At 62.4% G+C, this 16,660-nt stretch carries 15 protein-coding genes; 10 read left to right on the forward strand and 5 right to left on the reverse strand.

Annotated features, from left to right (window positions below):
• Positions 1 to 25: 25 nt before the first annotated feature.
• The 6 genes from NF876_RS02480 to NF876_RS02505 all read left to right on the forward strand — a co-directional run bounded on the left by NF876_RS02480 (position 26) and on the right by NF876_RS02505 (position 6,056).
• Complete coding sequence (locus NF876_RS02480) at positions 26 to 1,003, forward strand: copper-binding protein (RefSeq protein ID WP_247654458.1); 978 nt, start codon at positions 26 to 28, stop codon at positions 1,001 to 1,003.
• Between the two features lie 137 nt (positions 1,004 to 1,140).
• Entirely contained in the window at positions 1,141 to 3,546 is a 2,406-nt protein-coding gene (locus tag NF876_RS02485; protein WP_210808875.1) for a heavy metal translocating P-type ATPase, read from the forward strand.
• Between the two features lie 83 nt (positions 3,547 to 3,629).
• On the forward strand, positions 3,630 to 4,046 hold the full coding sequence (locus NF876_RS02490; RefSeq protein WP_210808873.1) for a cupin domain-containing protein: 417 nt from the start codon (positions 3,630 to 3,632) through the stop codon (positions 4,044 to 4,046).
• A gap of 124 nt (positions 4,047 to 4,170) precedes the next feature.
• Entirely contained in the window at positions 4,171 to 4,407 is a 237-nt protein-coding gene (locus tag NF876_RS02495) for a DUF2933 domain-containing protein (RefSeq protein ID WP_210808871.1), read from the forward strand.
• Complete coding sequence (locus tag NF876_RS02500) at positions 4,404 to 4,700, forward strand: hypothetical protein (protein ID WP_210808869.1); 297 nt, start codon at positions 4,404 to 4,406, stop codon at positions 4,698 to 4,700. Before NF876_RS02495 ends, NF876_RS02500 begins: the two co-directional genes overlap by 4 nt.
• 123 nt (positions 4,701 to 4,823) lie before the next feature.
• Positions 4,824 to 6,056, forward strand: coding sequence for a hypothetical protein (locus NF876_RS02505; RefSeq protein ID WP_247654457.1), 1,233 nt, complete (start codon positions 4,824 to 4,826; stop codon positions 6,054 to 6,056).
• A 96-nt stretch (positions 6,057 to 6,152) separates the two neighbouring features.
• Here NF876_RS02505 and NF876_RS02510 read toward each other — a convergent pair whose 3' ends face one another.
• From NF876_RS02510 to NF876_RS02520, 3 genes are all read right to left on the reverse strand, one after another.
• Positions 6,153 to 6,680, reverse strand: coding sequence for a DUF305 domain-containing protein (locus NF876_RS02510; RefSeq protein WP_210808867.1), 528 nt, complete (start codon positions 6,678 to 6,680; stop codon positions 6,153 to 6,155).
• Between the two features lie 127 nt (positions 6,681 to 6,807).
• On the reverse strand, positions 6,808 to 7,167 hold the full coding sequence (locus NF876_RS02515) for a hypothetical protein (protein ID WP_262267369.1): 360 nt from the start codon (positions 7,165 to 7,167) through the stop codon (positions 6,808 to 6,810).
• 1,601 nt (positions 7,168 to 8,768) lie between these two features.
• Positions 8,769 to 8,984, reverse strand: a complete 216-nt coding sequence (locus tag NF876_RS02520) for a hypothetical protein (protein ID WP_210808865.1) — start codon at positions 8,982 to 8,984, stop codon at positions 8,769 to 8,771.
• A gap of 246 nt (positions 8,985 to 9,230) precedes the next feature.
• Between NF876_RS02520 and NF876_RS02525 the strand changes: the two genes are divergently transcribed.
• Positions 9,231 to 9,461 (forward strand): DUF6894 family protein, encoded by a 231-nt coding sequence (locus tag NF876_RS02525; RefSeq protein WP_210808972.1) that lies wholly within the window; start codon positions 9,231 to 9,233, stop codon positions 9,459 to 9,461.
• Between the two features lie 14 nt (positions 9,462 to 9,475).
• Here NF876_RS02525 and NF876_RS02530 read toward each other — a convergent pair whose 3' ends face one another.
• Positions 9,476 to 9,886: a response regulator gene (locus NF876_RS02530; protein ID WP_247654455.1), complete on the reverse strand. Its 411-nt coding sequence runs from the start codon at positions 9,884 to 9,886 to the stop codon at positions 9,476 to 9,478.
• Positions 9,887 to 10,342: 456 nt separating this feature from the next.
• Between NF876_RS02530 and NF876_RS02535 the strand changes: the two genes are divergently transcribed.
• The 3 genes from NF876_RS02535 (at position 10,343) to NF876_RS02545 (ending at position 14,407) form a co-directional block, all read left to right on the forward strand.
• Positions 10,343 to 10,492 carry a hypothetical protein gene (locus tag NF876_RS02535; RefSeq protein WP_210808863.1) on the forward strand — a complete coding sequence of 50 codons (150 nt, stop codon included), beginning with the start codon at positions 10,343 to 10,345 and terminating at the stop codon, positions 10,490 to 10,492.
• A 230-nt stretch (positions 10,493 to 10,722) separates the two neighbouring features.
• Entirely contained in the window at positions 10,723 to 11,424 is a 702-nt protein-coding gene (locus NF876_RS02540) for a LuxR C-terminal-related transcriptional regulator (protein ID WP_210808861.1), read from the forward strand.
• A gap of 904 nt (positions 11,425 to 12,328) precedes the next feature.
• On the forward strand, positions 12,329 to 14,407 hold the full coding sequence (locus tag NF876_RS02545) for a transglycosylase domain-containing protein (RefSeq protein WP_262265637.1): 2,079 nt from the start codon (positions 12,329 to 12,331) through the stop codon (positions 14,405 to 14,407).
• Positions 14,408 to 15,644: 1,237 nt separating this feature from the next.
• On the opposite strand, the gene NF876_RS02550 is transcribed toward NF876_RS02545, so the two are convergent.
• Positions 15,645 to 16,355: an outer membrane protein gene (locus tag NF876_RS02550; RefSeq protein WP_262267370.1), complete on the reverse strand. Its 711-nt coding sequence runs from the start codon at positions 16,353 to 16,355 to the stop codon at positions 15,645 to 15,647.
• Positions 16,356 to 16,660: the final 305 nt, after the last annotated feature.

Raw genomic sequence — 16,660 nt, forward strand, 5'->3', positions numbered from 1 at the left:
ATCCCGCTTCAAGAAAGAGACTGCCATGAAACGCCTGACCGTCACCCTCACCGCCTTTGGGGCCATGCTGGCGAACGTCGCCATCGGCCCTGACCGGACTGCGCAGGCCCAGCCCGCCGCGGGGGCGCCGGCCGCCTACGAGCGCGTCCGCGAGGTCATGGACGACCGCTTCAAGGACATGAAGCTCGTCGGTGACCCGGACAAGGATTTCGCCGCCCTCCTCATCGCCCACCACGAGGACCTGATCTTCCTCGCCCGGACGCAGCTCGAGCACGGTGCAGACGAGCAGCTCCGCCGGGTCGCACAGAAAATTATCGACGAGCAACAGAAGCAGATTTCCGAACTGAAGGAGTGGCAGGTCCGCAACCGCCAGGCGGATTACCGCGCCAAGCTGGACCAGCCGCCGCATGGATCCGGCCCCTTGGATCAGCGGACTGCCACCCCTGCCCCGCAGGTGCAGGCTGCTGTCCCGGCGCAACCCGCCGCACAGGCTTCCGCCAGCCAACTCCCCATGGTGTCCGGTACCATCGAGAAGGTCGATGCCGGCGCAGGCAAGGTCACGATCGATCACGGCCCGATCCCCAACCTCGACATGGACGCCATGACCATGGTGTTCCGGGTTCAAGACCCTGCCCTCCTCCAAGGCGTGAAGGCCGGGGACAAGGTGCAGTTCCAGGCGGACCGCGTGAACGGCAAGATTTCCGTCGTGAGGTTCGGGACCGGCGGAACGCAATCGGCTGCACCCCAGGCTTCGGCCCAGCCAGCCGCAGCGGCGAATCTTCCCATGGTGTCCGGCACCATCGAGAAGGTGGACACCGGCGCCGGGAAGATCACCATCGACCATGGGCCGATCCCGAACCTGAACATGGATGCGATGACGATGGTGTTCCGGGCGCAGGACCCGGCGGTGATCAAGGGCGTGAAGGCCGGCGACCGGGTTCGGTTCCAGGCCGATCGCGTGAACGGCCAGATCAGCGTCGTCAGCATCCGGAAGGGAAAGTGACCGTCATCGGCGGCCGCGCGTTGCCTTGGATCAATGCCTCAAGGCGCAGCCGCCGGTAATCCGGTGCTTGGAGAAGCTTGACCTTCCCACGATGGCAAGGGCGAGCATCCGTCCCAGCGTATCAGGCGAGGTGAGCCATGACCGACAACCGTGCCGTCGACCGCCACTCCCACGATGGGCATCATCATGATCCCCATGCCCATGGCGACCATGCTGGGCACCATCATCACCATGAACCCGCAGCAGACTCTGGGAAGGTGAAGGATCCGGTCTGCGGGATGATGGTGGATCCGCATACGACCACCCATCGGGCCCAATACGAAGGCAAGCCGTATTATTTCTGTTCGTCCGGGTGCCAGTCGAAGTTCATGGCGGAACCGGCCAGATACACAGAGCCCGCAGCCGAGAGGAAGGCGGAAGCCGTTCCGGAGGGCACGATCTACACGTGCCCGATGCACCCCCAGATCCGCCAAGTCGGCCCGGGATCCTGCCCGATCTGTGGCATGGCCTTGGAACCGGTCGTGGCAACGGCCGAGACCGGCCCGAGCCACGAACTCATCGACATGACACGCCGGTTCTGGATCGGCCTTGTGCTGTCTATCCCAGTGGTGGCCTTGGAGATGGGCGGCCACCTGACGGCCCTCAGCCACTACATCAGCCAGCAAACGTCGAACTGGATCCAGATGCTGCTCGCAACCCCGGTCGTGCTCTGGGCGGGCTGGCCCTTCTTCGTGCGAGGCTGGCAGTCGCTCGTCAACCGCAGCCTCAACATGTTCACCCTGATCGCCATGGGCACGGGGGTGGCGTGGGTCTACAGCATGGTCGCGACGCTGGCGCCTGACGTTTTCCCGGCGGCCTTCCGCGGTCATGATGGTGCCGTCGCTGTGTACTTCGAGGCGGCGTCCGTCATCACAGTGTTGGTCCTGCTCGGCCAGGTGCTCGAGCTCAGGGCCCGCGAGACCACGAGCGGGGCCATACGAGCCCTGCTCGACCTCGCGCCTAAGACGGCCCGCAGGATCATGCCTGATGGCACCGAGCAGGAGGTTCAGCTCGACACCGTGCAGGTCGGGGACCGGCTCCGGGTGCGGCCGGGCGAGAAGGTGCCGGTTGACGGCGTGGTCGTTGACGGCCGCAGTGCGGTCGACGAGTCGATGGTCACCGGCGAGTCCATGCCCGTGACCAAGGAGATCGGCGCCAAGGCGATCGGCGGCACCATGAACCAGTCGGGTGGATTGGTGATCGAGGCCCAGAAGGTCGGCCGCGACACGATGCTGTCCCAGATCGTCCAGCTCGTGGCCGAGGCCCAGCGCAGCCGCGCCCCGATCCAGCGCTTGGCCGACCAGGTCTCCGGGTACTTCGTGCCAGCCGTAATCGGGGTAGCGGTGCTCGCCTTTCTCGCCTGGATGATCTGGGGACCCGAGCCGCAGTTCTCCTACGGCCTCGTGGCCGCCGTGGCGGTGCTGATCATCGCCTGCCCGTGTGCGCTGGGGCTCGCCACGCCGATGTCGATCATGGTTGGCGTCGGCCGCGGCGCCCAGGCCGGCGTCTTGATCAAGAACGCCGAGGCCCTGGAGCACATGGAGAAGGTCGACACCTTGGTGGTGGATAAGACGGGCACGCTCACCGAGGGCAAGCCGGCCGTCACGGCCATTGTGCCCGCCCCTGGCTTCACCGAGGCCGAGGTCCTGCGCCTGTCGGCGAGCGTGGAGCGGGCGAGCGAGCATCCACTGGCGGTAGCCATCGTGGCCGCCGCGGAGAAGCAGGGTATCGCCACCGCAGCGGTCACCGAGTTCGACTCGCCGACCGGCAAGGGGGCGTTGGGCACTGTCGACGGCCGCCGCATCGTCCTCGGCAACAAGGCCTTTCTGGCCGAGCACGGTGTCGACGTCGCTCCTTTGGCGGAGCAGGCGGACAGGCTGCGGGAGGATGGCGCCACGGCGATCTTCGCCGGCGTCGACGGCAAGGTGGCCGGGGCCATCGCCATCGCCGACCCGGTGAAGGCGTCGACGCCAGAAGCCCTGACTGGCCTCAAGGCGGAGGGCGTGCGGGTCGTGATGCTGACCGGCGACAACTGGACGACCGCCAAGGCTGTCGCCCGGCGGCTGGGGATCGATGAAGTGGAGGCGGAGGTCCTGCCGGATCAGAAGAGCGCCGTGGTGGACAAGTTCAAGCGGGCGGGCCGGGTCGTCGCCATGGCGGGCGACGGCGTGAACGATGCCCCAGCGCTGGCAGCCGCGGACGTCGGCATCGCGATGGGCACCGGCACGGACGTGGCGATGGAGAGCGCGGGCGTGACCCTACTGAAAGGGGACCTCACCGGGATCGTCCGGGCACGGCGGCTGTCACATGCCACGATGGGCAACATCCGCCAGAACCTGTTCTTCGCCTTCATCTACAACGCGCTCGGCGTGCCGGTCGCGGCGGGCGTGCTCTATCCATTCTTCGGCATCCTGCTGTCGCCCATCATCGCGGCCGCCGCCATGGCGCTGTCGTCAGTCAGCGTGATCGGCAATGCCATCCGGCTGCGGACCGTGCGCCTGTGAATGTGTTTTGACAGCTGGGCTGACCGGGCGTGAACTGACCGCTGCATGTGCATTTGGCACATGGCTCAGGGATGGAGGATGCCATGGAAAGCCTCAATCGCAGGTCGGCTCTTTTCCTCGGTGTTGCCCTCGCTCCGGCCATGGGGCTGTCGCGTCCGGCAGCGGCGGCCTCGATGTATGGTCCGGATGCCGGCAAGGAGATCATGCCAGGCATCCGTCAGGTCGATCTCGGCAAGTGGCCGATCGCCATCGGGGCGTACAAGACGGCGGTGGTCACCGACTATGTCTTCGCGCCGGGCTCCGGATTTCCGGACGAGGCGATGAAGAACGATATGATCTGCCAGATCTTGGAGGGCGAGGTCTGGGTCAAGCAGGGCGACAAGACGTACACGGCCAAGGCTGGCCACGTCTTCGCCTGCGCCAAGGACTCGTTCGAGGAGGACAAGAACCAAAGCAACTCACCCGCGGTCATGCGCGTGATCGACCTGATGCCCGCCTGATCCAGTCGTCCATGGCTCCACCGAGCTGACAAAGAGGCCCTTGGAGCCATGGACTTGCGCGAGATCAAAGCAGGTTCCCGGCAGGCGGCCTAGACTTGGCCCTATCCTGATCGGGAGGCCTACCATGACCACCACACCGAACGTGTCTTCGACGTCGCCCAAAAGCTGGCGGACACTTCTGGTCGGAACACCCTTAGGCTGGGTCGTCACGCTCGGACTGGCCGCCCTTGGGATCTACCTCTTCGCAACCCACACGGACCACATCCTGACGGCCCTGCCGTACCTGCTGCTGCTGGCCTGCCCGCTGATGCACCTGTTCATGCACGGGGGCCATGGCCGCCATCATGGAAAGAGCGAGTGACCGCCACCAGGCCTGACCGCCTGCGGCTGGCCGAGCTCACGTCGGGTGTCGGCGCGGTCGTCCTTGGAGTCGGTCTCGGGGCGCTGGCCGCCAGCCACATCGGTTCCCTCGGCCTTCCGCTCCTGCTCGTCGGTGCGGCGGTCCACGCCTGGGGCATGTACGACAAGCATCGTCTGGAGCAACAAGCTGACGCTCCGCCTGTCTGGTGGGAACCGATGGCCTACTGGACGTGCTGGGGTCTCCTCGCCATCCTCGGGGCCGGCGTCATGGGCCGCCTGACGGGTGCGATCTGACGCGGCCTCCTTGCCGCTGGCCCCATGCTCCGGGACATCCCTTAGGGGCGTGACCTTAGGGACATGATCTGAATTTCCCGCGGTGCCGAACACGCCTACACCCTCGGCTCGAAGACAATAGTCATGAGTAACGAGGACGTTATGCCTGCCGTGACCGCCACGAGCGGCTCCGTGTCGTACGAGCCGAAATCAAGAGTTCCATTTTCCCTCAACAAGGCCGCGTCTGGCCTCGTCGCCCTGGTCGCCGGTGCGGCCTGGACGCTGCCCGCCGAGGCCCACGTGAAGTGGTTCGCACCCTACATCGTGGACGCCTCGCCGCAGCCGATCAGCGCGACGCTGACGAACCAGTGGTTCTGGACGGGCATCGGCCTGGTGCTGGCCTTCTTCCTCGCCACCCTCGCGGTCGAGCGCACGGCTGCCGGCAAGGCGGTCCTGTCTGGCCTCGACCGCATCAGCGCCCCTCTCTGGAGCCGCTCCGACGACTTCATGCGCTCGTCCACCGCGGCGTTCTTCGTCGCGATCTTCGCCGTTGGCGGGATCTATCTCACCCCTGACCTCAAGACGGATTCGGAGCTGATCTCGTGGGCCCAGCTCCTGATCGCCGCCTGCGTGTTCTCGCGGCGGACCATGCCGATCGCGGCCGCCGGCATCATTACCCTCTGGGTGGTGGCGCTGCGCGAGTACGATCTCTTCCATCTGCTCGACTATCTAGCGCTTGGCGTCGGTGTCGCGGCTTATCTGGTTATGGCTTCGTCGAACGACGAGAAATGGCGGGCCCGCCGGTTCCTAGCCCTGCGCTGGGGCATCGCGATCGCCCTCATGTGGTCGTCGCTCGAGAAGTTCGCCTATCCGAACTGGTTCTACCCGCTTGTCGAGGAGAAGCCCTTCCTGACCTTCGGCATGCCGCGTGACGTGTTCATCCCGATGGCTGGCGTTGCGGAATTCACCCTGGGCTTCGGCCTGCTTTGGACCCCGCTGGTGCGCCGTCTCTCGGCGGTGTCGCTGCTGCTGATCTTCTTCACTGCGGTGTACCCGTTCGGCCGCATCGACCTCGTGGGACACGCCCTGATCATGGCAACCCTCTTCCTGGTGGCCGCCGATCCCTGCCGGGAGGCCAAGGCGATCACCGTGAAGGTGCCGAGCTCCCTGCCGCGCTTTGGCAGCCTGGCTTGGGTCCCAGCCGGTCTGGCGGTCGCCTTGGTGGTATTCGTCTCTGGCTACTGGGGCCTGCACGGGGTCTTCTACGGCCCGGACGGAGAAGCCGCTCAGGCGACGGAGCTTTCGACCCACTCCCACAACAAGGAGTATCCGCACGGGCCTCAGGCTGTCCGGACCACCCAAACCAGCCATCATTGACGAAGCCAACACCAAGAGGGGCCGAACGGCCCCTCCTGCACGTTTCCCGGCATGGGAAAGGAGCCACCGCCGATCGGCGGCCAGGGCTCAATTGCCCTATTGGGAGCCCTCCTTCTTTGCGTTCTTGGATAGCCATTCCTTCATCTCGGCGATTTCCTGGCCCTGTTCCTTCTTCGTCTTCTCAGCCATCTTCTTCGCCTCGGCATTGTCGCCCGTCTTGAGGACCACATCGGCCATGTCGATGGCGCCCTGGTGGTGGGCGATCATCCCGCAGATGAAGGCAACGTCGGAGTCCTTGATCATGTGGGCGGCCATCATCGGGCCGTGCATCTTCATCATGGCCTGCATGTAGCCCTTCTGGGCGTCGTTCATGTTGGCCATCATGCCCTGCATGCTCTGCATCATGCCGGACATGTCCATGCCCGGCATGTTCTGCATGTTTTGCATCTGGCCGCTGGCCTGAACCGCAGTCCGACACTCCTCCGGCAGGCTCTCGGCCGACATGGCCATCTGGCCGCCAGAGGGGTGATGCATCTGTTGCTGCGGCTGGGTCTGCTGGGCCAAGGCGCCAGCGGTGCCGGCGGACAGGAAGGCGGCCGCAAGGGCAAGCGTACGAGTGTTCATGGTGATCTCCTGAATTCAAGGCGCGGTGAGTTGTCGGCCCGCAAAGGCACGGCGCCCGACGCGCCGGCAGGCCAGGTCTTATGGCAAACGGAAGCCATCACGGGAGTGTGTCGGCTCCGCCTCTGGTTCAGGCCCGTTTTGGTGGGCGGTCGAGTCCCAACGGAGCAAACGGTGCCACACCCGGGGCACCAGGGATTGGAATGGTGACCCACGGCAAAGGATTAGTCGCCAGATCGGCAAAGCCTGGCACGACGGCCATGACGCAGCCGGGGTGACAGCAGGTCTGCCCCATTGCATGGGGCTGGGCTGGGGCCGCATGGTCATGGTCGGCGGATCCCTGGTCGACCATGACCATATGCCCGTGATGGGGCTGGTCAACCGCAGGCCCATCCGTAGCCTGGGCGACCGCATACAGCGGGGCGCTCGCGAGGCCGAGGGCAACCGTCACGACGAGCAGGCAGCGAAGCATGAGGCGAATGCAGGCCACAGCACCTTCCTTGGGGGCATGGCGGAAACGCCCCCCCCCGCAGGATCGGTTCCCAATGCGAAAGACCCCGCTGTCGATCTGTTGGGCGACTGTCACTTTGCCTTTAACTTTGAGATTCGTCGCGTTGGGTGTCGAAAAGCGACTTTCTTTGCCCTTAAAGGCGAGATGCCGATCAGGTTTGTTCGCTGCTCTTTGATCCCTGCGTGTGAACGCGGTGCTGTATCTGGCGCGCGATACGATCGACGGTGGCGAGCAAACGGGCTTCCTTGTGATAGGTCCGGAGCAAGGCGGCCTTGGCAAACTCTGTCAGGTCCCGTTTCATCTCCATCGCAGCCAGCCGCACGCCCCTGTAAACGCTGTCTCACTTTTAGAGGGAAAAATCTCGATTTTATAGGCAAAATCTCACATTTAGCGGCAAGGATTGCCCTTGATTTTGTTGAGTTCCTTATCTCGCCTTTAGGGGCAAAGCGACAGCCATCATGGCGGGCTGAACAACCGATGGAGAAGTGTACTGCTCTCCGAAGTGTTGCCTGAGAGAGCGTACTGTCCGGACCGGTCCAAGAAGGCGGGTTAATGCAATACTTTCAAACGGGTACCTGGTCGCGTGAGCATCAACTTACTTCGTTTTGAGCGCTCAGCTCGCAAGCCCGATCTGAAGGGTTACCGATCCGTGCTACCTTAGCGTGTCAATGGATACAGATCTTGTTCTGGTCCCTATCTGACGAGAGCATAAGGTTTCGTGGGGCACATCTTAGACAGCCTGCGGGTCGGGAGGCTCGTCCACGGTTACCAAGACCATCCCCTCCGACACTAACCTCTTCTCCCTGTGCAGCTGGATAAGCAGCCTCACGCTTTCTCATGCTCCCCTAATCGTCGAGGAGTCGGTCCCTCCAGGGATCAGGCGAATGGTTGCTTCTGTCCATAGAGACCCCGGCCTGGAGCCGCCAGCCTCAAGTTTCCCCGTTCGGTGGCGGCTTAACCGCCTTAGCGTCTAACCTCCTGCGCAGTTGTGCTTCGCGGGCCTGTGCGAGCCCATCCCAGTGCTCGGCAATCCCAAGAAGCTTCTCGCGCTGGAGGCCTACAGGCAACTGCCGGGCGAGCTTGCGGCATTCCGCGGCGTGTAGCCGGTACTCTGCGACCGATATCATGAGCAATCAGACACCTGGTGAAAGCAGGGCCATATGGAGAGCAAGAGGCGAGTAGCAATAGCTGAGCCCGTTTCGCCTCTATCCGCGTGAGAAAGCGCCCTCACCGAGGGGTCATTGCCGACCTCCGGCTGAGAGCGCCTGAGGCCCTGGCCAAGGGGAGTCGTGAACCCTCAGCCAGGGCGCATGCGGAGGACGAAACAACCCCGCCTCTTTCGGGCTGATACGCAACACGCCCGGCGCAGGTATCCTGAAGCAGCCATGGTAAATTTTTCGTAGCAGCAAGCGCGTTCCAGACTGTTGCGATGCGAAGTTAAGGCTCCTTACGCGGAGGTTTCTTCCGGCTCATGACAAGCGCGAACAGGATGGAAAAGGCCGCAATCACAATGGTTGAGGTCAGAGCTATCTCGTTCCCGGACATCCAGCCTCGAAGAAGGAGCGCGACATGAGCTAGTCCTAAGACTGGCGGATGGAGGACATGCGAGCCTTGCTCGACTCTTCCGCTGTGTCGAGTTCGGAGCGGTTTCGGACCAACCTTTCCCGCTCTGCGGCTAGGGCGTCCCAGGTTCTGGCCATCTCCAGAAGCTGCTTGTTCTGCTCACCATCGGGCATCTGCTTGGCGAGCACCCGACACTCTTCAGCGTGCTTGCTGTATTCTGCTGCGGTTTTCATAGTTTGATCGACGTCTCCAACCTGCTGCGGTCGTCAGCATCCCTGCCATACCGTCCAGTGATCTGACCAGCACAAGTTACGTTAACGGTGGGAGCCCAGCATCTATTCCCGCCATGGAGGTCATCATGGAGTGGTATTGGCAGACCCTTCGCCAGTGTGTAGCTACCAAAGCAATATCTTTGCAGTACCGATACCGTCAAAGTCATGGTTGAGCAGCCTGGGACTGCATGGATCCAGAGGCATCCGATGCATTGCTACTTCCATCTGGTGAACCAGCACGAGATCATCCCGGATGAGGTCGGCGTTGAGGTGTTAGATTTGGAGAGGGCTCAGGAACTGGCCCTCCTAGCCATCCAAGACATCAGGAAGGCTGCGCTCGACCTCGATGCGTCATGGCATCAGGGCTGGCGGCTCGACATTGTAACCCCATCCGGCCAAGTCCTCGCGTCGATCCCTCTGGATCCAGTCGTCCACTGACAGCAGACGGGACGTCAGGCGCTCTGAGCAGACTGCCGCTCCACGACCTGAGGGGTGGCCAATTGCCGGATCACGTTGATGATGGTGTCGGGCAAGTAGGGCTTGGCGAGGAAAGCAACCCTGTCCGACAGGTCGTCGGGGCCGGGGCGCTCTCGACCAGACGTGACGACGATCCCGATCTCCGGCCAACGCTCCTGGATGGCCCGAGCCAAGGTGAGGCCGTTCATGGACCCTGCGGGCATCTCAATGTCGGTGACGACGACCTGAACGTCGGGACGAGCTTTGAGAACGGTCATTGCCTCATCGGCATTGACGGCCTCAAAGACCTTGAACCCGGCCTCGTCCAGGAAGTCGGCCATGAACATGCGTACGAGGGTTTCGTCCTCGACCACGAGGACCACCATTCGAGGCTCGAAAACAGACATGGGGCTGAGATCTGCCAATGGTTGATAGAACCCCCAACAAAGGAGATGGGCTGCCGTTCCTAATCCTCATGATCCGGGGTTAACGTCTTATGTGCCGCCGCACCGTCTTGTGCTGTTCCTCCCAGGCTCTGCCGAGAACCGCGGGGTATCATCCCTCCGGAGAAGCGGGCGCCAGCCGCGGATCTGCCGATCCCCGCAAAAGCGGGGTGGGTCACCGAAGAGTCGCCAATAGCCGATGCCGGCATTCGGATTAGCCGTCCAGTACCCGACAGGCTCCGGGGCCTCCGGCGGGGTCTCTTCGCCGCTCATCCAGAGAATTACGGGTGTGCCATCACGCGGCGCAGCGTTGATCGGAAACCAACCCTCATTCAGGTTCGTTCTCAGCATTGTAAGCTGAACCTTAGGGAGTACCACGGCGTTTGTATGTCAGAGGGGATCCGGACCTGAGGCGGCACAATGAACTTTCTTGACCTGGAACGTCATGCCCAACCCGAAGCGGCTCAGGCTGAGCTTGATCGGTTTGGAAACCAGGCTGTCTCCATCGTGACGCTCGCCCTTGCACTTTCCGGCCTGAGCTGTGTGATCCTGATGTACGTTATGCTCTAAGACGCTGGCCTTAGAGCCTTCCTTAACCCTGGCAAATTGCGGCCTGTGGTGCCAATGAGCCTACGGACGGTGACCCTCTGAGGTTCAGGCTGCCGAAAGAGTTAACCCACCCGTGCCCAGTTGCTGCCCCGTTCGGGACAAACCACTGGGCAAGCTCTTGGTACAGTATTGAGTTACCCGCTAAAGGGGCCAAGGGGCATTGAGTTATGAGACAAGAAGTTGTTGTCAGGATGCAATCGCACTCGATTGCCTATAATGCCGTACCGCGTACCACGACCCTGTTGATCTGCCGCAACACTGTTCTTCGCACTGGTCTCAGGTTGATCCTATCCAACACGCCGTTCGCTCTGACGGATCATGTCGTCGATCTGACGTCGGACATATCAATCTTTGCTGGGAGCGACCGCGTTCTCATCCTGCTGGGAGAGAGCCTCTCGCCCAACGCTTATCTGGAAACCCTTGAGCGGCTGAAGGCTCAGTGTCCCTCAGCCCGGGTGGTTGTTCTGGCCGACCATTTGGAGCCCAACACCGTCCTCCGTCTGTTCCAAGCCGGCCTGAACGGGCTTTGCTCCCCAGCCATGGGTGGGAGCAGCCTGGTCAAGGCTCTGGAGTTGGTTGTCGACGGTGAGACGTTCCTTCCGGCTGAGATAGGCTTGGCTCTGCTCGAACAGCAGCCCCATTGGAGCGGGCTGGACGCTCAGGAAGGTCCTCCGTTCCCGGGTGTCGAGCTTGTAGGGCGGCTGTCGGACAGGGAAGCCCAGATCCTGCGATGCCTCATGCAGGGCGCATCCAACAAAATGATCGCGCGTCAGCTCGGTCTCGCAGAAGCGACCGTGAAGGTCCACATCAAGAGCATTCTGAGAAAGGTCAAGGCGGGCAACCGCACCCAGGCCGCCATGTGGGCGCAGCAGCATCTGCAACTACCTGCCTGAGGCGGCGGATCGCATAGCAAGACTTGCCGGGAGAGCGGAAGCAGCGGATCAAACAGGAAGCTGATGTAAGCGCGCGTTGATCCCTCTCCTCGCTCCTACACTCGGGAAAGCCTTGCTAATGGCGCACTGCGGCAGGAGTGTGGATCTCAGAGGAAGGCAGCCGCTGCTGGTATCCGAATTCGGAACAGGCTAGATCTCAGGAGCGGTGCGATGGACCAAAATCGGATCGGGGCGGCGCCAAGACCTTGAGCGGGCGCGTCAAGGAACTCCTCGGACCTTTGTTCGGCGACCCCAAGCTGCGGACCGAGGGCAGGATAGATCCCCTAGCTGAAGCGCCGAGCCTAATCCATCGGCCAAGGCGATTGAAGCCCTAAGCTAGAGGTCGGGGAAGGCTCCCTCGATTAGGGCATTACCTTGCCCGAGCAACTCCCGATGCGGAGTGCGTAAGCAGGAATAAAGACTCGCCTCTTTTGTCCAGTTGCGGGTCGATCAGGACAACCTAGCTTAGCTGGTGTGGCATAAGCCCCCTAAAGCCACAGACGCCCCGGCTGAAGACCGTCACGCTTTTCACCGGGGCGTTTCCGTGCGCTGGAAGTTCTTTCCCTTCGATTAGGAGTAAGAACATGGCGACACTGGGCGAGGCCTGCAAGGCACCATCAATTTACGCTTACTTACCCTTCCCGGTGCTTCGGTCCGAAGCAGGCCATGATGTTTCAATAGCTTAGACCAGTCGCGGAAGAGCGGAGAACAGCGGAATACCGCCTTTACTCAGTTAAGTTGAACGTGCCCTCACGCGTGGGGTCTCGGGGAGTGACATGCATGTCCCCTCCGGGGCTTGGTTGTGCCAAGCCCCTATGGCAGAAACGCCCGATTGCACCGATGGGATGAATGGGGTTGATCACACGTGGCGAACGGATGTGACCGGCGCGAGCCGGTTGTCGACGCGCCGGCTACGGAAGCGCAGGAGCTGGATTCTTGTCCCACGTCCGAGAATCGGGAGGGCGAGGCCGTAGCGCCCAGGCGGGCCTCTCAAACCGGCGATGACGGGCCTTGTCATCCCAAGAAGGCCCAGCGCACAAGCGGCGGCTCGTTCTTCAGCAAGGTGGTTTATGCCGGGCTCGGGCTCTGCCTGTGCGGCGTCATCGGCTTGGGCGGCATCGTCGCCTACTACGCCTCACATCTGCCGCCGATCGATCAGCTCACCGTGCCGAAACGGCCCCCGAACATCGCCATCCTGGCGAGCGACGGCTCGTTTCTTGCCAACCGCGGCGAAACGGGCGGGCGCGAGGTTTCCCTAGAGGAACTCCCACCCTACTTGCCCAAGGCTTTCGTCGCGATTGAGGATCGGCGCTTCTACGACCATTGGGGCATCGACCCGATGGGCCTCGGCCGCGCCGCCTACCGCAACCTGAGCAACAGCGGCGGCCTGCAGGGCGGCTCGACCCTGACGCAGCAGCTCGCCAAGAACCTCTTCCTGACCCAGGAGCGCACTGCCTCGCGGAAGATCCAGGAGGCGATCCTGGCTCTCTGGCTCGAGCGCAACTACTCGAAGGACCAGATCCTCGAACTCTATCTGAACCGCGTCTATTTCGGCGCCGGCGCCTACGGGGTCGAGGCGGCCGCCCAGCGCTATTATGGCAAGTCGGCCCGCAACGTGTCGCTCTCGGAGGCGGCCGTTCTGGCAGGCCTCGTGCAATCGCCCTCACGCCTGGCCCCCAACCGCAACCCGGAGGCCGCACAAGCCCGCGCCGAACTCGTGCTCGCGGCCATGAACGAGCTCGGCTTCATCACGCCGGACATGACCAAGACAGCGCTCGGCGCACCGACCGAGCCCGTGCGTCCCAAAGGAGCCGGTTCCGCCAATTATGCCGCTGACTACGTGGTGGACGTGCTCGACGACGTCGTCGGCACCATCGACTCCGACATCGTGGTGTCGACCACTCTTGAGCCGTCCCTGCAGGCGGCAGCCGAGCGGGTGCTGGTGGACGAACTCAACGCCAAGGGCCAGAAGTTCAATGTGAGCCAGGGCGCCTTCGTGGCTCTGCGGCCAGACGGGGCTGTAACAGCCCTCGTGGGCGGCCGCGACTACGAGGCGAGCCAGTTCAACCGGGCCACCACCGCCCGCCGCCAGCCGGGCTCGTCCTTCAAGCCCTTCGTGTATCTCACGGCTCTTGAGCGGGGGCTTACTCCCGACACCGTGCGCACGGATTCGCCGGTCAACATCAACGGCTGGAAGCCCGAGAATTATGACCGGGGCTATCGGGGGCCGATCACCTTACGCAATGCTCTCGCGCTCTCGCTCAACACCGTGGCGGTGAAGCTCAACATGGAGGTCGGGCCCGGGGCCGTGGTGCAAACGGCCCAGCGCCTCGGCATCACCTCCCCGCTCCAAACCGACCCCACCATCGCGCTCGGCACCTCGGAAGTCACGCCGTTTGAGCTCGTGGGCGCCTATGCAGCCTTCGCCAATGGGGGCTTCCGGGTTGTGCCTTACGTGATCACTGAAGTGAAGACTACAGACGGCAAGCTCCTCTTCAGCCGCCCGACGTCGGACAGTCCGGGCCGCGTCATCGATCCAAGTGTCGTAGCCATGATGAACAAGATGATGCACAGCGTTTTCGTCATCGGCACGGCCAAGAAGGCGCTGGTGCCCGGATGGCCCATGGCGGGCAAGACCGGCACCACCAACGACTACAAGGATGCCTGGTTCGTGGGCTTCACTGGCAATCTGGTCGCTGGCGTCTGGCTCGGCAACGACGACAGCACGCCCACCAAGGGCGTGTCTGGCGGCAACCTGCCAACCGACGTCTGGCACAACTTCATGAAGATCGCCCTGAAGGATCAGAAGCCGGTGGGCCTGCCGGGTGTGGGTGGCGCTGGACAGGATTCGCGCTACGCCAATGCCGGCGAAAGCGGCAGGAGCCAACCCCAGCGGCGCCCCAGGCGCCAGAAGAACTTCTTTGAGAGGCTGTTCGGGCTCTGAGGTCCTGCCATTCAGGAGCGGCTCGCAGTACCGGTCCCGGCATGACAAGGAACGAACTAACGCAGGGGGCACGAGGCCCAAGAGGAGCAGCGGCCCCAGCCCTGAAATGACGCGCATGCATGAGTACCAGCGTGCGCTCGCCGCTGCCAACTCCTCATGGATTGGTCTCATGAATGCAAGATGAGGACCTGGACCTGGGCACAACGATTGCGCCTTGCCACAAAGGCGAGCTTACCTGTGATTGATCGTGTTACTCGAGACTCATCACGTCATGGACCCGTAGATCGTGGCGTTTGCGAAATATCGTCAATGACCGATAATCCCTACATACGTATCGGACATTGGCCGGACGTAGACCTTCAATATCAAATGAGTACCGCCTGTCGTGAGCAGCTTAAGTAGCGGCATATTCAAAAGGGCAGCGGGCTCAAGTGGCATGGGCCAAAAAGTAGGACCAAGAGCGGCTAGCTCTTGATCCTCAAGGTAGTACATGGGCCTACCCAATGAGCAGGCTGGCGAAAGACTACTGACCCGGATGTCTACCTGTCCAGTGGCTGATAACCGTTTATCGTCGTTGCCCTCATCTTGGTTCGAGTGGCGTATGCAACATTTGGCTGACCTTGCATGGATCTGGGGCACAAGGGCCGAGAACCGCTTTATGGTCTTTCTGCTGCTGTGCGGCCTGATGGCAGGGCTCACTATCGCGGCCACAAGCATCTACGATGCCCGGAAGGCGGATCGGCTGGGATCTAAGACGTAGGCAGCGGGCACGGCGGTAAGAAGCCCCAGCCGAGGACGGTTCAGGACACTCAGCCAGGGCGACTTCCATGCTTGGAGGCAATAGACCGGCCGTCTGATGCGGGGCACGACCGGTCCGCGCATCCTGACCTGGTGGAGTAAATATTTGGCTCAATGGACAGACGGCGTCGAAATATTCTCGCAGGAGGAGACTGGCTTTTCCCAAGAGGAGCCGGCTCCTTGAGCACCCGGCCGCATGAGCGGGCGCTCTTTCTTTGAGGCAACCTCACTGGGAGCATTAACCCGTTCGTGAGCCCCTCGCTGCTCCATTACATCTCACATGAGCCTGCGGCGCCCACACGTTTCGATACCCGCGCCGGCGCTTGGCTGCTGCGATCCTCTCGAGGGCCTGACCGCACCGTTTCCTCTTTCCTCCACCTGAAACGCAAAAGGCCCGGGTGTTTGCCCGGGCCTTGTCTGTCTCTGTAGAAGACAGGTTTTAGTAGGTGCTGAACTTGTAGCTGATGCCAGCACGGACCGTGTGGAATTCAATGTCGTTGCTGCCGAGCGCGACATTGTCGAAGAAGTTATCACCACCATCAAAGTTGGTGTACCGGTATTCCAGACGGGCGGTCAGGTTGTTGGTGAAGGCATATTCGACACCAGCACCCAGCGTCCAGCCGGTCAGCGTGTCGTCGTTGCCAAGGATGCCGAAACCATCCGAGACACCAGCGAACGCGAAGCCACCGGTGGCGTAGATCAAAGCGCGGTCAAACGCGAAACCGGCGCGAGCGCGGATCGAGCCCTGCCAGTCGAGAGCGTTGCCAGCAAAGCCGTAGTTCGTGAACACGACGCCATCGCGGGTGATGACCAGGTCATCGTCGTCGTCGCCGAACACGCCTTCGACATCGCCTTCAACGCCGATGACGAACGAGCCGATCTGGTAGTTGTAACCAGCATGGACACCGGCCAGGAAGCCGTCGCCGCTGTCCGCGAAATCGCCGCTCTGCACCACGAAGCCGGTCGGCAGAACGATGTCGTTGTCGTTGGCATTCCAGCCATAGCCGATCTGGGCACCGACGTAGAAGCCGGTCCAGGTGAACACCGGAACGGCCGCGATGTAGGGAGCCGGCGGAGCAGCGCGGAGCGGGAGGTCAGCAGCGGAAGCTGCGGAAATGCCAGCCGTCGCGAGGGTGGTGGCGGCGAGCAAGCCGAGAAGACGGGTTTTCATGAGGAGAATCCTTAGGGCGAGAAGATCTTGAGGCAGATTATGGAGAGGCGGGAAAGAAAGGCTATGACAAAGATGCAACACCGCTCCGGTTTAGGCCCTGCTTGATGAGGCCGTGACGGTGATTATGCTTACCAAGCCGTTAACACTTCGTGGATTTGACAGGGTGGGGACCGCATGCCCTACTAGTCCTGTTTTCGGACACTCCGAAGGCGAGGAGAGACTTAGCCCTGCCCCGCAACGGGCAGGGTTTTTTGCGTCTGGAGCGTGGTCTCGCACCTCTCCTG

The organism is Microvirga yunnanensis (assembly GCF_025460875.1).

Bases quoted from the DNA above. Each gene is read 5' to 3' on its own strand.
- NF876_RS02480 (WP_247654458.1), top strand. From the start codon at position 26: ATGAAACGCCTGACCGTCACCCTCACCGCCTTTGGGGCCATGCTGGCG.
- NF876_RS02485 (WP_210808875.1), top strand. From the start codon at position 1,141: ATGACCGACAACCGTGCCGTCGACCGCCACTCCCACGATGGGCATCAT.
- NF876_RS02490 (WP_210808873.1), top strand. From the start codon at position 3,630: ATGGAAAGCCTCAATCGCAGGTCGGCTCTTTTCCTCGGTGTTGCCCTC.
- NF876_RS02495 (WP_210808871.1), top strand. From the start codon at position 4,171: ATGACCACCACACCGAACGTGTCTTCGACGTCGCCCAAAAGCTGGCGG.
- NF876_RS02505 (WP_247654457.1), top strand. From the start codon at position 4,824: ATGAGTAACGAGGACGTTATGCCTGCCGTGACCGCCACGAGCGGCTCC.
- NF876_RS02510 (WP_210808867.1), bottom strand. From the start codon at position 6,680: ATGAACACTCGTACGCTTGCCCTTGCGGCCGCCTTCCTGTCCGCCGGC.
- NF876_RS02520 (WP_210808865.1), bottom strand. From the start codon at position 8,984: ATGAAAACCGCAGCAGAATACAGCAAGCACGCTGAAGAGTGTCGGGTG.
- NF876_RS02525 (WP_210808972.1), top strand. From the start codon at position 9,231: ATGCATTGCTACTTCCATCTGGTGAACCAGCACGAGATCATCCCGGAT.
- NF876_RS02530 (WP_247654455.1), bottom strand. From the start codon at position 9,886: ATGTCTGTTTTCGAGCCTCGAATGGTGGTCCTCGTGGTCGAGGACGAA.
- NF876_RS02535 (WP_210808863.1), top strand. From the start codon at position 10,343: ATGAACTTTCTTGACCTGGAACGTCATGCCCAACCCGAAGCGGCTCAG.
- NF876_RS02540 (WP_210808861.1), top strand. From the start codon at position 10,723: ATGCAATCGCACTCGATTGCCTATAATGCCGTACCGCGTACCACGACC.